We start from the raw sequence: 14,160 nt of genomic DNA, 5'->3' as shown, positions 1-14,160 counted from the left end.
TCTGGGATTCAATTGCTCCATTCTTTTACCAGTCGTTTCATCGAAATGACGTCTCTGTCGAATAAAGAAAATGAGGGACGCTGACAGTGTCAACATCCCATACGACTGCCCGTCGCACAAAAAGCTGTCTTGAGGACAGCTCTGAACAATAACCATTGCAATAAAATAATGATCCTTACGGTATGACACTGCCTCCATCGTCTAATCGATAAAATCCTGTCATTTCCGTTGAATGAACCACCATCTTGTCTCCGGGTTTAGCTGATTCAATGAACGGGAGTGTTGTGACGGTGTTTGATGTGCTGATTATTATCCATTTAAAAAACCAATTGAACCAACATCATGTAGACAATCGTTCCCCCCGCTATGGAAAGGAGCATCATTTTCTTCCAAATGTGAAGCAGGGCAACTACCGCTATCGCCATAAATTCAGGGAGGCCATGACTTCCGGATTGTAAGCTCACATCCTTTAAACAATAAATGACCAAAAGCCCAATTACCGCGGATGGCAGTATTTTACCAAGATACTGTACATACTTCGGTGTGGGTTTACCCGATGGAAAAACGATGAATGGAAGAAACCTTGTAAGCATCGTGCCAAGAACAACCATTGCTATTGTAATGATTTGCTGTGTTAAATCCATTGTCATACGGCCTTGACCTCAACTTTCTCTAATGGCTTTCTAAGTAAGGTGAGTACCCCCAAAATTGAAAACATGGCAGGGATGATGAAATTGCTTCCGCCAAAAATAATAAGACAGACCGCTGACAGTCCAAGCCCTGCGAGAGCACTATGATGGTTTTTCTCTTTCATCCACTGTTCAATGAAAATGACTACAAAGAGGGCCGTCATAACAAAATCGAGTCCTTCTGTGTTGAACTTGACAAGGGATCCAAAAATGCCGCCAATCGTCGCTCCCATCACCCAGTAGGAATGATTGAGCAGTGTCACGAAGAACATGAACAAGCCCTTGTCTACTTTTTTCGGAACATAAACGGTACAATTGATGGAAAAAGACTCATCGCAAAGCCCAAAAATCAGATACAGCTTTTTCTTCCCGGTCCCCCTGTACTTATCCAGCATGGAAATGCCATAAAACAAATGCCGTGCATTCACCATTAATGTTAGAAAAAGGGCGTTAATCGGATTGAATGCGACAAGCAATAAGTTGGCTGCAACAAACTCCATTGATCCTGCAAATATTGTCAGACTCATCAATATCGGGTAAATCGCACTGAAACCTAATGAATTCATAAAGATCCCATAAGCGATGCCTAAAAATAAAAAGCCTGCAAAAATGGGCATTGTGTATGGAAAGGCTGCACGAAATGCAGGTAGCATTTGAGTTCGATTTTTCATATAAATCACATCCTGATGGCTAAATTTATTTAAACGTAACATACAAAATCCGTACAAAAAACAAGTTAATTGTATGGATTACAATTAAAATAAAATACCCCCATTTCATTAAAATGGGGGTACTGATAGATATCCTTATATATCTCATCCCGTTTCATGATTAGAATTCCATACAAAAAATGATATGATTGTATGGAATAAGATCGTAGAGGTGAAGCATGCCAGTAAATTCATTTGACAATTATCCAATGTCCTGGAAACCTGATAAGAAAGCATTAAAGCGTCCTTTTTATAAATCCCTTGCATCATTACTTGAACAAGATATAACTAATGGTTTTTTAGCACCTGGAACGAAGTTGCCCCCGCAACGAGAATTGGCAGATTTTCTTGATTTAAACTTCACCACGATTACCCGTTCCTACAAAATATGCGAGGTGAAGGGATTAATATATGCGGTTACGGGAAGCGGAACCTTTGTGGCTCCCAACGCCACTCGTTCCATAACCATTTCCGTGGATAAAACGGCAAACAGCATTGATCTTGGTTTTGTGGCTTCTTTTGAGCAAACCAATGATATTGTATCAGAAACTATTCAAAAAACTGTGAACAAAAGTTATTTGGAGCAGCTGCTGAATTACAACGACCCGACTGGTATTCCACATCAAAAAACAGCAGCCCTAAACTGGATGGAATCTTTCGGCATTCACGCGGATCAAGAGCATATGGCCATCGTTTCCGGTGCCCAAAATGCATTGGCAGTCGCCTTGGCTGCCTTGTTTGAGCCCGGCAATAGAATTGCAACCGACTTATACACCTATTCGAACTTCATCGAGTTGGCAAAGATGTTCCATATTAAGTTAGTTCCCATTCCCGGTGACCAGTTTGGCATGCTGCCAGACGAACTTGAAAAGCAGTGTTGTCAAATAAATATTAACGGCATTTTTCTGATGCCCTCTTGCAACAATCCAACCACAATCATGATGTCGGATATTCGAAAGCAAGAAATAGCGGCGGTCATCCGCAAGCATCGTTTAATTTTGATTGAGGATGATATCCATGCATTTCTGACGGCAGGGATTATCCCCGATTACCGGCAGCCGATGTACCAATCGCTTCCAGAACAGTGCGTTTATATTTGCGGCACCTCTAAGTCAATATGTTCTGGGTTAAGGGTTGCCTATATGGTCTATGGGGATGCTTTACGCGATAAAATTTCCCAGGCCATTTTCAACATAAATGTAAAGACCTCTTCTTTTGATGCAGAGGTTATCACAGAGCTTATTCTATCAGGAAAGGCTCATGAAATTGTTTCTCAAAAGAAACACCTTGCCAAGACTGCAAATGATATTTATTCGGAATATTTTCCTTTAAGAAAGGATGTTGGACATCCTCTCAGTCTATATCGCTGGCTTCCCATTCAAGGACATAACGATGCGTTACAGCTGGAAACAGATCTGAAAAAGCGCGGCATTCGAGTTTTTCATTCCAATCGTTTCCAAAGCGGGCAGACCACACCTGATATGCATTTGCGTATTGCACTATCTTCGACCAACTCATTTGATGAGTTAAGAATAGGATTAGACATATTAAAACAGTATCTCAACTGAAAAAAATCGGAAAATCGAGTCTTTTACAAAACGTTCCAGTTGATTTCAGTCATTTAAAAACTATTAAGAAAACCATAGTCTTGTAATCATGGATCGGGATGAGCCAAAATTACAAGACTTTAGCCAAATGGAAGAAAAGTCAGTTTGCCTATAGTTTTTTATTTAAAAGCCGTTCCAGTTGATTGGAACGGAAGGTACGGGACTCCTGCTTGGAAAAACGTGTCCTAAGGAGAACCCGCAGGCGCAAAGAGCGCCAAGGAGGCTCCCGGACCGCCCGCGGAAAGCGAGTGCCTGAAGTGGAAATCAAATTTTTTAACCCTATAAAGTGGATGTCCCACCATGATAACAATAGTAACTTTCAGCTTTAAGATCTTTAATCTTACTTAAAGACTGTTCTGCTTCCTCGACATTTAAACAGAATTGTCGATTGGCAATGCCCAATTCATGATTCTCTTTAACAGCTGCATCACCTGATATTACGCTTTTTAAACTTGGAAAATATAATGAAATATGCCCTGAAGTATGCCCTGGTGTTGCTACTACCCTGCATTCGTTATCTAAAATCAAATCTCCATCATGTACCTTTTCATCAATTGAAACATGCTTCAATTTCTTTAATTGTTGTATAAACCATTTACCGAATTCTATTTCTTGATTTGGCATATTTTCCAGCATTCCTTCGGCTTGAACCAATCTCTCTGACTTCATTTCACCACTAATAAATTTCGATTCAACTTCACTGGCTATAATGTTAATAGAAGGATACTTTTCCTTGAAATCAAATAAGGAACCTATATGATCAATATCATAATGAGTAATGATTATATTCTTTAAATTCTTCATTTCATAACCATTTTTTATAATTTCATATTCAATTAAAGGTAAAAAATCAGGATAACCTGTATCGACCAAGGTCAGTTCATTCTTCCATATAATCAAACTAGGATTAATGTAATTTTTTTGCCCATTAAATTCAAATTCAATTGGCAGTTCTATTATCTTCATTTTTCCTCCTCCAGCCTCCCGTTTGTGATAACCAAATATTCCATCTATTCTTCAACTAAAATTTTAACAGAATCTACCTTTCCCTGCCCGCAACGACCTAGTTATTGAAGCAAAGCACCTGTCAGTTCAAAAAGAACCCCTGTATGGAAACAAAGAAAAGAAATAATGAGACAACAATGCAACTCAAAAATCCTCCTTTTCTATCTTTTTGGAGTTCGACTAATCCTGTTACTAACATAAGTGCCCCCAAGAACAACATAGAATACGGCATCAACTCGAAATTCCCAGTAATCAGTTGATAGGCTGATACTGCAAGAACAATCATTGCTAAGATGAGTTTAACTATTTTCAAGAATATTTCCCCTTAAGTACTATTTTTTATTTAATCATACCATTTGACACCTTTTCATTTGTGTAGAAAATGGAAATTCATTGATTCACAAGCCAATTTTTCTGCAATAAAAGGCCGATTGGCTTTTTGATAAAACTAATCGGCTGTAAGGACTTTTAATTTAATTGAATGTTTACGCATTTACTGCACTACAGGCCTGGCTTTTTTGTAATTTTTTTATTACGAATCTTAAAAAAGCAAAAAATGAATGTCGCTGATTTGCACAGAGAAGACGGGCCATTTGCAGGTTATAATCCATGTGCGCTGCTCACCATGCTTATCGGTGCCGGCGCTGCCTTTATAAACGAGCTGACCTGGATCATCGGCGTTGTCGTGGCAGGCATTGCCTACATTATCCTGATGAAGTTTGCCTTTAAGGGTTCAAGATTCAAAAAGGGTAAGATATTCGAGAATGAGTTTTAACTTATTGGAAGGGATACTAGTTAGGCAGTATCCCTTTTTAAGTAAGGCTGGTTTCATGAAATATATGTCTGGCCATTTTTGTAAGTGAATGCATGGATTCCTTCTTTTTTCAATAAAACCGGCAAATACTGCGCGACCATCTCGGCAATTCCGAGATTAAGCGGATGAAGTATCCAATCAATAGATTTCCAATCAAGAATGCCTTCCCGTGTTTTTTTCGGTGTTTCATATAGTAAATCTGCATCTGCCATATACAAATATACATATATTCCATCCAATTCACCTTCTGGAGTTTCCCAGGTTACGGTTCCTTTAGAAAAAAAGGTCCCTATGTCTATGCCCGTTTCCTCATATACCTCACGCTGTGCACCTATATCAGGTGTTTCACCTTTCTCGATTTTGCCCCCCACCCCGTTCCAAACACCCATAATAGGAGCTTTCTCCCGGTTAAGCATGAGTAGTTCATTATTCTTCTTTACAAAACAAACCGTATACTTAAACATTATTCAAAGTGACCCCTTTATCGTTAATTAATGTACTTCATGGCTAGGCAGCTTAATAAGAGTGATGCTAAAAAATACTTAACCCCTTTTTATAGGAAAGATCTTTGCCTAAAATCATTAGCTTTTTTCACTTCTGCTGCCTCCAAAGTATTAACACATTCTCAAATTTTAACAATGAATAAAGAATCCGTAAACGCTCCCCGCCAATGTATGAATGCACTCCCCATTAGTTCCAATACTTCTATTTTTAGCGCATTTATTAGTGAATTCACGCTGTTTACTCGTGAATTCACGCTGTTTACTCGTGAATTCACGCTGTTTACTCGTGAGTTTGCGCTGTTTACTCGTGAGTTTTTGCTGTTTACTCGTGAATTCACACTGTTTACTCGTCAATTCACGCTGTTTACTCGTGAATTCACGCTGTTTACTCGTGAATTCACACTGTTTACTCGTGAATTCGCACTGTTTACTCGTGAGTTTGCGCTGTTTACTCGTGAATTCGCTGTTTACTCGTGAATTCACGCTGTTTACTCGTGAATTCACACTGTTTACTCGTGATTTCACACTATTTACTCGTGAATTCACGCTGTTTACTCGTGAATTCACGCTATTTACTCGTGAATTTGCGCTGTTTACTCGTGAATTCACGCTGTTTACTCGTGATTTCGCTGTTTTATCATTTCATTCATAAAGAAAGCAGCGATTCCCTTAAGAATCGCTGCACCTCCTATTTATGCTCCTGCCCAAACATCTTTGGCATATCTGCCATTTTCCTCTAATGATTGCAGCCATATTGTGGCTTCTTCTTTCGATGTTTGATAGAAATGCATATAGCTTTCGATTAGTGTTCGTTCAACATCGGGTGCCATTTTGCTTCCGTCTCCGCAGATGTATAGGTGCCCGCCTTCTTTTAATAAAGGAAGGATTTCATGGGCGTTTTCCGCTAATCGGTTCTGGACATATGTTTTTTCTTGACCGGGACATCTGGAGTAAGCGGTGTGCAGTGTTACAAGGCCTTCTTGTTCGGCTTGCACGAGTTCTTCTTGATAGAGGAAATCGTGTTCCGGATTACGGCATCCAAAGTAAAGGTGAGCAGCCCCTAAAGTTTCACCTTTTTCTTTCAAAGCGCGGCGTGCCTGTATGAATCCCCTGAATGGTGCAATTCCCGTCCCAGGTCCAATCATGATGATTGGTTTTCCTGTTTTCTCTGGAAGTTGGAAGTTGGATTGCGGCGTATTGATAAAGCAGGCTATTTTGTCTCCTTGGGAGCGTTCTGCCAAATAATTCGATGCAATTCCTTTGTATTCCCCGTTTCCGCTCAAAGCTTCTCCACGGACGACGCTGACGGTGATGCTTGCTTCTCCTTCGTTGTGGAGTGGTGAGCTTGAGATAGAGTAGTATCTTGCTTTTAAAGGTGGCAGTAAAGCCAGGAAACGTTCAAATGGGATTTCACATGCAGGATACTTTTCTATAAGGTCAAGCATGGTTATGCGCTTGTTCAGGATTTCTTGTTTATAGGTACTGTCCAAAAGTAGATCTTCAAGTTCTTTTACATGCGGAGGACATACCGTATGAGCGGCAAGCGCCCGAATTTGAGACCGGGTGGCGGGTTCTTGGAACTCCACATGGTTTGATAGTAATTCTTCTAGTTTTACCGGTTTTCCTGTAGGAAGATGGGCAGCTTTTCCGGAATCCCCAGTCAGATTCACGTAATCTTGACCGTTCAGATTAAATCGACTGAGCACTCGCTCGACAAGTTCCGATGGATTTTGCGGAAGTACCCCGAGATGATCGCCTTCCTGATAATGTATTCCCTCTGGCAGAGTTAATTCTATATGCCTTGTACTTCTTCCGCTATCTTCATGTTGTAATTCTACATTCCTTTTTACGATGGAAGTAAAAGCATGATGGGTGCGGGCAAGTGGTGTGCCGCTCACATCACTTACGAAGTTCATCGTAATCGAGCTGACTGCCCGATCATTCCTATTCACTTCAATGTTCAGGGTTTTGGCGAGATTCGGCCAAAGGGCTTCTGTCCATTTCTCGTAATCTCCTTCAAAGTCATCGCTTGCATCTCCATAGCCTGTTTCCGACAGCCGCACTGCTCCTTTTTGTTCCAGCTGCTCATCAATGAGGATCGGAATGCGTTGGTACGTATTGGCCCAATTGCGGTCCCCGCAGCCGAAGATCGCATATTGAACACCATCCAATGTGTTACCCTTGCTTTCCTTCAGCCATGAAACGAAGTCACCTGCATTATCCGGTGGATTTCCATTATAAGATGCCGTGACTATAAGAACAGCTCCTTCTTGGGGAAGCCGATCGGTGTAATCATTTAAAGGGGCAACCTTGGCATTGAAGCCTTGTCGCTTCCCTGTTTCGGCAAGGTCACGAGCAATCCCTTCCGCTGTTCCCATATTTGATCCAAACAGGACGAGTAATGGTGTCCCATGTGCTGATTCGCTTGAAGATACCGTGGCTCCTTTGTCCGCTGGCTTTGATTCTGGAGGAGCAGCGGTAAATGACATCGCCGGCTTCCTCGGCGAAACGCGCATGGTCAATCCGTCCGGTTTGAGAGTCAAAGTTTCTTTAACATCCAATTGATATCCTTCATGATCAATCAAGTCAAAGTGCTGTAAAACCATACCAAGCATCAGTGTCGCTTCATGAAGGGCAAACTGCTGTCCGATACAGGCGCGCTGCCCGTTTCCAAACGGTTTATAAGCATGATAAGGGATGGAATCCAAATCCTCGAACCGCTCTGGAATGAACGATTCAACATCATTACCCCAAACGGATGGATCACGGTGAAGTTCGGGAATGAGCAGCGAGAACACATCACCTTTCTTCACATTATATTTTCCACCCAGCATGGTATCTTCTTTCGCATAAACGGAAAACGCCGGAGCTGTCGGCCACAGACGAAGCGTTTCATTCAGCACCATCCTTACATATTTCAGCTTTTTCACTTGTTTGTAATCAGGAACATCATCACCTAGCACTTCATCGACTTCCTGCTGCGCTTTTTTTAACTTATCTTTGTTATTCATGAGGAAATAGATGGCGAACGATAGGAGACCGCTCGTCGTTTCATGCCCAGCTATTAAAAAGGTAATGATTTGAAAGCGAATATTTTCATCATCCAGTGATAGGCCCGTTTCGGGATCGACTCCTTTCAACATATGGGAAAGAAGGTCATCTTCTCCCTGATCACCATTTTGTTTTCGGTCAGCAATCAATTCATCCACTAGAGAGAACATATATTGAATGTCTTCCCTGAATTGTTTTTTAGATTTGATCATCAGTTTATCTTGGATGCCAAGCCGCTGCGTTTGGCTCATCGCTTCATCCAACGCACGCACCATACTTGTGACAAATGGATGGGTGGTCTCCCGATAAAAGCTGTTAAAACGGTAATTGAACCCGCAGAGTCCGATCGTATCCAAGGTCAATCGTGTCATATCTTCGGGAACATCTATCCCATCAGCCGGATTCAGGCGGGCCCATTTTTGAATGAGTTGGGTAGCAAGATCCACCATTTTGGCATGATATCCCTTCATTGCTTGCTGGCTAAAGCTGGGCAGCAGGATGTTATGGGCCTTTTTCCAATTTGGCTCCTCCGTTTCACTTGTGAAAAGGCCATCGCCGCCAAATGCTCTCACTTTTTGCAGGGCTGGACCGACTTTCTTATCAAACCTTGTTTCATCACAAATTTCTTTTGCGAGGTCGGCACTGGATACGAATGTAGTGATTCGACCCGGAAATTGAAACTGAAAAACCGGCCCAAGTTCTCGTGCCAGCTTCATGAAGGACTGAAGCGGCTTATCCTTATCAATGATAGGCAGGCTGCCTAGGGGGCCATATGTCTTTGGCTGTGGAAACTGAGTTGTGTTTTCCATTTTATTAGCACCTCTTTACAATAGTTTAGAATGCGGAATGAACGTTCATTCCGTTTACATGTTAAAAATTTACCAGGCGTGCAATCGGACTGCATCCCAAAAGCTTTCCTCCACATCTGCCAAAAGTTTTGGGTCAGGATCTAACTCCCCGATGCGAACAAGTCGCTCAAGTTCAAGAAAGGCTCCATAAATGATGGCAATCAAAGCGGAAGAAGGAAGCTCCTTTATTTCTTTTTTCTCTTTTCCTGATTCAAAGAAATTTCTAAATATATCCAATAACCCTTGAAAGCTAGCATGACTATCTTCATTTAAAAAATGGGCTCCACTATGGATTTTAATAAAATAAATGGCTTGGTCCTGCTCGGTTGTAAAGTGAACCATTGATTTAAAAATATGGTGAAACTGATTGCGAATTGAATCATCATGAGGAAATCCATTCTTGACCGTTTCAGTAAAAATATCCAAGTACTCTTGAAAAATCTTGTTGCCCAGCACTTCCTTATTCTCGAAATATCGATAAATGGTACCCGCTCCAACTCCAGCCGATGTAGCAATCATCGGAATCGTCGTCGCATCATATCCCCGTTCTGCGAATAGCTCTAAAGCGCTGGATACTATACTGTCTCGTTTATTTACTGCAGTGATCATAATGATTCACCCCTTTGTTTCAAGATGCGGAATGAATGTTCATTCCTTTCAGTGTAAGTGTATACCCAATAAAATCCCATCTCAATCGCGCATACTACCCAGATTTTGTGAATTATTTGTTAACAAAGGGGGATCGAAGTATGGTTTTTTTATTTTTTATGCATTAAATAGGTAATACTACCTATAATTTACCGATAAAAAAAGCTGTTAGTCACAGCTCTTCAAGTTTAAAACAGGATGATTTTCATGTTAATCCATTGAATCAAAGGTTCTTATGCATGATGATAGCGTTCAGATAGTTTCTTTTTATGGGCATTGAACACTTCTTCCAATGGGATATTGTACTTGTTCGCAATCACAATCAAGTTTCCTAGCACATCTCCCAATTCTTCGGTTAACTCCTGTTTGTTTTCTTCATACGAACCAATGACCTCATCAGGTCTATCCCTGCCAATTTCAAGGGAGCGAATGGCTCGTGCCACTTCGCCAGTTTCTTCTGCCAAAAAGCCGATGCGAATGAAAATGTCCAATTCTGACCATCCTCGTGCTTCATAATAATCTTTCACCCATTGTTGAAATTCAGTGACGTTCATATTCATCCACCTTTCAGTTAGATTAATTCAAGTTTAACAAATCTTCCTGAATTTTGTATGATAAGAAAGGAAGATTACTAAATGGGAGATGTGATGTTTTGAAAAGTCTAGCTGTATTTTGTGGATCAAGCAAAGGTGCATCTGCTGTCTATGTAGATGAGGCTAAAAAACTGGGTGCGGAACTGGCAAGACGTAATATTACCCTTGTCTATGGGGGCTCAAGTGTAGGAATCATGGGCGCAGTTGCAGATTCCGTTCTGGAAGCAGGCGGAAAAGTAGTTGGCGTCATGCCAGATTTTCTAGAAAAAAAGGAAATAGCGCATAAGAACTTAACTGAATTGATCGTGGTGGAATCCATGCATGAAAGAAAAGCAAAAATGGCTGAGCTTGCAGATGGGTTCATGGCTTTGCCAGGCGGGCCAGGAACATTGGAAGAATTCTTTGAGATTTTCACTTGGGCTCAGCTCGGTCTTCATCAAAAACCTTGCGGACTCTTGAATATCAATCACTATTATGATCCTTTGGTCGCTTTATTCAATCATATGTCCGACGAACAATTCCTGCATGAAAAATTCCGTTCCATGGCGCTGGTGGATGTTGAACCAAATGGACTTCTTGATCAATTTAATACATATGAACCGCCAAGCGTAAAAACTTTCATTACCGAAAAACAAACCTGATCATAAAAAACAGCCGGCCAAGATCAATAATGACCTTGGCCGGTTGTCTGCTGCGCACTGACTGCTAATTGAATATCAGGTTTAAATAATCTCCATGTCCTTTACTAAGTTGCACTTCATGTTCGGATGAAATCCAGAAGAAATGAAATGTCAGCCCTTCTTCATCTCCTCCACCCGTTGGTTGATGGTCCCATTCATCAGGAACATCGTATACATGTATTTGGTAAAAATATCTATTATGTACGGCTCCGTCGGCGTTCTCCCAAAAATCTTCCGCAATTAATTTCTGCACATGAAAATTTTCCAGACCTGTTTCTTCTTTCATTTCCCTAATCACCGCTTGGCAAGCATCTTCTTGAGGCCTCACTGTTCCCTTGGGTATCTGTATGCCCGCTTCCTTAATGGGATGTTGAAAAACCAATACCTGTGTTTCTCCCTTATTGATTCTTGTCACATACCCATAAGCTTTTTTTATCGGCTTCACCATCATTCCCCCGTTATTGCACATGATAGATCAATCACCAAAAGCAAATATGATTTCTGTCTCGCATACAGTTTCTCCATCGACAGTAGCCCTTCCTTTTCCTTTACCGATGGGACCTTTCAAGCGAGTAATCTCTACTTCTAAACGTAACTGGTCCCCTGGCCTTACTTGCTTTTTAAAACGACATCCATCGATTCCAGCCAAAAGCCCGATCCGTCCTTTATTTTCTTCTTTTGTAAGCATGACAACAGCACTTACCTGCGCTAATGCCTCCACGATCAATACACCTGGCATCACTGGATAATTTGGAAAATGACCAGTAAAAAACTCTTCATTTGCTGAAACATTTTTAATGGCCACCGCTCTCTTTCCTTCCTCCAATTCCAGTACTCTATCAACTAAAAGAAATGGATAGCGATGCCTGATAATATCTTTGATTTCCTGGATATCAATCAATATTAAGTCCCCCATTACAATGGATTGTTTTTCCCTTTATTTTACCATCCAACAACATGATGTGGATATTTTTGTATTTATCAGACTGCACTTCAGTCAACAAAAAAAGGCTGCCTGAGCAACCTTTTTTTGATTCCGCCTACAAATCCTTTGATCTTTTTTCCTTCGCTTTTGTTAACGGGGTTAGAATCATTTGTTCACATCTCTCATAGCCCCCTAATAATTTATGAATCAAGCTTATTTTAGGAACAACAAGGTAAACCGCCAAGCCTGAAATGGTGCTCAGGATAGCTCCTGCCAGCACATCCGCCGGAAAGTGGACACCTACCCAAATACGGGAAATGCCAACAAGGAATGCCAGCATGATCCATAACAGCCACCATCCTCTTTTGTAAAGCCAAAAGGATACACAAAACGAGAAAAACAAGATGGTGTGATCGCTTGGAAATGAATTATCCACTGCCTTTTCAATCAACTTATTAACATTGGTCAATTCAGCAAATGGCTGATTGTTTGAATGCAATTTCCCTGCCATTTTCCCCATCACTTCTGCTATTACAAATGTAATCATCCCACAAACAACCATCATTCTACTCTGTTCATTTCGAGTGAACCATATTACGATGACAGCTAATGCTAAGAAAAAAACCATGTACTCGGCAATGAAAATGGCAGAGGGGTTTAAATAATCATATTGTTTCCCTAGGTCATTGATCATTCTAAATACCTTGATATTCAGCTCAAAAAAATCCATTCCTTACCCAACCTTCCTCTTTTTCTTACATATTAAAAGAGAAAGGAAGTATATCTCCATCGTTCTTCCTAACAGTTTAATCCATTATCTTACAATTTTGTCACACGCATGTTAGTTCCTATGCAGTTTCGCTAGTGTATTAAATCTTCTTGTATATTTCCTGAACATTCTATATAATCCATTAAAAACAAGGAGGGTAAAAATGCTGCACATTCAGAAAAATTCCGATACTGTCATCATTGTCATTCACGAAATATATGGACTGAACCAACATATGCAGGGTTTTTGTGAGTTATTATCAAAACAGGGTTTTGATGTGATTTGTCCGGATTTGTTAGAACGGGAGACGCCTTTTGATTATTCCCAAGAGGAGGCTGCGTATCGGCATTTTATGGAGAACGTGGGCTTCACGGGCGCTTTACATAAAATAAAGGATATATTATCGGATATTAAAGATGAATACCCAAAGATTTTTATCCTTGGATTCAGTGCAGGGGCAACTGTAGCATGGCTGTGCAGTGAGGAAGAATGTGTCGATGGAATAGTTGGATACTACGGTTCGCGTATTAGGAATTATGCAGAATTAGCGCCACAATGCCCTGCATTGCTATTTTTCCCACTGGAAGAGCCTTCATTTAATGTGGACGAGTTAATTTCAGCTTTAGAAATACAGAATCTAGAAATTCATAAATTCAATGGAAAACACGGATTCAGCGACCCTTACAGCTCAAACTATCATGCAGAATCAGCACAGATAGCCGTTAGCAAAATGATGAAATTTTTTATGGATCATGAACATCGGCCTAATGCCGTTTTGCATTGATCCAATGTATCGAACCCGCATCACTATGGGGATGACAGTCATTTTGAACCTTTTTATACTCTGTTTCCAATTCTTTTAAAGTTAAGTTCATCAACTGTTCCACACTCTTATTTACAGTATGGATCATCAGTTTATAGATCAATGCCTTCCGCCGTTCTTCCACGCCCTTCCTCATTTCTCCCTCTCCTTTTATTCTGATATTATATGAAATGTATCCTTAGACAGGGGGAATGACCGTCGGATTCCTTCTCCCCGATTTTACTTATTTTCATATATTCATTCTCTAAATCGGTTAAGGTCAATTCAAAAAGATGGATGTCATTCTTTTTATAAACTCCCTTGTTAATCAACTTGTTTATCAGGAAGTTTCTTTTTTTCTCAATCGCTTTACGTAATAATATCCCCATGTTAAATCCTCCTTTTTTATACGTATTGAAAGATAATCTTTCGGCTTGCCCATTCAAAAAAAACCGGAGACACCTCTTTACATGAAAGAAAAGTCTCCGGTTTTCCGGTCAATTAACCTATAATTCC

The 14,160-nt window shown here is 40.6% G+C and carries 19 protein-coding genes and 1 pseudogene; 6 read left to right on the top strand and 14 right to left on the bottom strand.

The genetic code is table 11. From position 1 onward, the window contains the following. From N0M92_RS17520 to azlC, 3 genes are all read right to left on the bottom strand, one after another. Positions 1-189: hypothetical protein (locus N0M92_RS17520; RefSeq protein WP_260287014.1), on the bottom strand; the 189-nt coding region annotated here is incomplete at its 3' end. Positions 190-317: 128 nt separating this feature from the next. Continuing rightward, positions 318-650, bottom strand: a complete 333-nt coding sequence (locus tag N0M92_RS17515) for a branched-chain amino acid transporter permease (RefSeq protein ID WP_192206430.1) — start codon at positions 648-650, stop codon at positions 318-320. Beyond that, entirely contained in the window at positions 647-1,402 is a 756-nt protein-coding gene (gene azlC / locus N0M92_RS17510) for an azaleucine resistance protein AzlC (RefSeq protein ID WP_260287013.1), read from the bottom strand. Before azlC ends, N0M92_RS17515 begins: the two co-directional genes overlap by 4 nt. A gap of 176 nt (positions 1,403-1,578) precedes the next feature. Between azlC and N0M92_RS17505 the strand changes: the two genes are divergently transcribed. Further along, on the top strand, positions 1,579-2,967 hold the full coding sequence (locus N0M92_RS17505; RefSeq protein WP_260287012.1) for an aminotransferase-like domain-containing protein: 1,389 nt from the start codon (positions 1,579-1,581) through the stop codon (positions 2,965-2,967). Positions 2,968-3,285: 318 nt separating this feature from the next. Here the strand turns inward: N0M92_RS17505 and N0M92_RS17500 are convergent, their stop codons facing one another. Both N0M92_RS17500 and N0M92_RS17495 read right to left on the bottom strand, forming a co-directional pair. After that, positions 3,286-3,972, bottom strand: a complete 687-nt coding sequence (locus N0M92_RS17500) for an MBL fold metallo-hydrolase (RefSeq protein ID WP_260287011.1) — start codon at positions 3,970-3,972, stop codon at positions 3,286-3,288. Between the two features lie 121 nt (positions 3,973-4,093). Beyond that, the gene (locus tag N0M92_RS17495; protein ID WP_260287010.1) at positions 4,094-4,324 is read right to left on the bottom strand and encodes a DUF3953 domain-containing protein; all 231 of its coding nucleotides are present in this window, start codon (positions 4,322-4,324) and stop codon (positions 4,094-4,096) included. 225 nt (positions 4,325-4,549) lie between these two features. Here N0M92_RS17495 and N0M92_RS17490 point away from each other — a divergent pair. Then, positions 4,550-4,786: pseudogene (locus N0M92_RS17490) on the top strand (NCS1 family transporter); the annotation flags it as partial. 53 nt (positions 4,787-4,839) lie between these two features. Here the strand turns inward: N0M92_RS17490 and N0M92_RS17485 are convergent. After that, entirely contained in the window at positions 4,840-5,289 is a 450-nt protein-coding gene (locus tag N0M92_RS17485; RefSeq protein WP_260287009.1) for an NUDIX hydrolase, read from the bottom strand. Between the two features lie 174 nt (positions 5,290-5,463). On the opposite strand from N0M92_RS17485, the gene N0M92_RS17480 reads away from it, so the two are divergent. Further along, complete coding sequence (locus N0M92_RS17480; protein WP_260287008.1) at positions 5,464-5,805, top strand: hypothetical protein; 342 nt, start codon at positions 5,464-5,466, stop codon at positions 5,803-5,805. Then, entirely contained in the window at positions 5,783-5,980 is a 198-nt protein-coding gene (locus N0M92_RS17475) for a hypothetical protein (protein WP_260287007.1), read from the top strand. The genes N0M92_RS17480 and N0M92_RS17475 overlap by 23 nt, the downstream gene beginning before the upstream one ends. Before the next feature lie 40 nt (positions 5,981-6,020). Here N0M92_RS17475 and N0M92_RS17470 read toward each other — a convergent pair whose 3' ends face one another. From N0M92_RS17470 to N0M92_RS17460, 3 genes are all read right to left on the bottom strand, one after another. Then, positions 6,021-9,188, bottom strand: a complete 3,168-nt coding sequence (locus N0M92_RS17470; RefSeq protein WP_260287006.1) for a bifunctional cytochrome P450/NADPH--P450 reductase — start codon at positions 9,186-9,188, stop codon at positions 6,021-6,023. 69 nt (positions 9,189-9,257) lie between these two features. Then, positions 9,258-9,836, bottom strand: a complete 579-nt coding sequence (locus N0M92_RS17465; RefSeq protein WP_260287005.1) for a TetR/AcrR family transcriptional regulator — start codon at positions 9,834-9,836, stop codon at positions 9,258-9,260. A gap of 272 nt (positions 9,837-10,108) precedes the next feature. Next, positions 10,109-10,429 (bottom strand): MazG-like family protein, encoded by a 321-nt coding sequence (locus N0M92_RS17460; RefSeq protein ID WP_260287004.1) that lies wholly within the window; start codon positions 10,427-10,429, stop codon positions 10,109-10,111. 98 nt (positions 10,430-10,527) lie between these two features. Here N0M92_RS17460 and N0M92_RS17455 point away from each other — a divergent pair, with 98 nt between their 5' ends. Beyond that, positions 10,528-11,109 carry an LOG family protein gene (locus N0M92_RS17455; RefSeq protein ID WP_260287003.1) on the top strand — a complete coding sequence of 194 codons (582 nt, stop codon included), beginning with the start codon at positions 10,528-10,530 and terminating at the stop codon, positions 11,107-11,109. Between the two features lie 64 nt (positions 11,110-11,173). Here N0M92_RS17455 and N0M92_RS17450 read toward each other — a convergent pair whose 3' ends face one another. From N0M92_RS17450 to N0M92_RS17440, 3 genes are all read right to left on the bottom strand, one after another. Beyond that, positions 11,174-11,596: an NUDIX hydrolase gene (locus tag N0M92_RS17450; protein WP_260287002.1), complete on the bottom strand. Its 423-nt coding sequence runs from the start codon at positions 11,594-11,596 to the stop codon at positions 11,174-11,176. 27 nt (positions 11,597-11,623) lie between these two features. Beyond that, positions 11,624-12,049 carry a 3-hydroxyacyl-ACP dehydratase FabZ gene (gene fabZ, locus N0M92_RS17445; protein ID WP_260287001.1) on the bottom strand — a complete coding sequence of 142 codons (426 nt, stop codon included), beginning with the start codon at positions 12,047-12,049 and terminating at the stop codon, positions 11,624-11,626. Between the two features lie 139 nt (positions 12,050-12,188). Then, a complete protein-coding gene (locus N0M92_RS17440; RefSeq protein WP_260286999.1) occupies positions 12,189-12,803 on the bottom strand; it encodes an undecaprenyl-diphosphatase in 615 nt (204 codons plus the stop codon). A 202-nt stretch (positions 12,804-13,005) separates the two neighbouring features. Here N0M92_RS17440 and N0M92_RS17435 point away from each other — a divergent pair, with 202 nt between their 5' ends. Next, entirely contained in the window at positions 13,006-13,626 is a 621-nt protein-coding gene (locus N0M92_RS17435; RefSeq protein WP_260286998.1) for a dienelactone hydrolase family protein, read from the top strand. Here the strand turns inward: N0M92_RS17435 and N0M92_RS17430 are convergent. Further along, positions 13,607-13,801 carry a Fur-regulated basic protein FbpA gene (locus tag N0M92_RS17430; protein ID WP_260286997.1) on the bottom strand — a complete coding sequence of 65 codons (195 nt, stop codon included), beginning with the start codon at positions 13,799-13,801 and terminating at the stop codon, positions 13,607-13,609. The genes N0M92_RS17435 and N0M92_RS17430 overlap by 20 nt on opposite strands. 25 nt (positions 13,802-13,826) lie before the next feature. Further along, the gene (locus N0M92_RS17425; RefSeq protein ID WP_260286996.1) at positions 13,827-14,033 is read right to left on the bottom strand and encodes a Fur-regulated basic protein FbpA; all 207 of its coding nucleotides are present in this window, start codon (positions 14,031-14,033) and stop codon (positions 13,827-13,829) included. Positions 14,034-14,160: the final 127 nt, after the last annotated feature.

The sequence above is a fragment of the Peribacillus aracenensis genome, from assembly GCF_025175645.1.
GTDB classification, from domain to species: domain Bacteria; phylum Bacillota; class Bacilli; order Bacillales; family DSM-1321; genus Peribacillus; species Peribacillus aracenensis.
The sequence above is the reverse complement of the archived record's forward strand: the minus strand, read 5'-3'. Positions and strand labels throughout refer to the sequence as shown.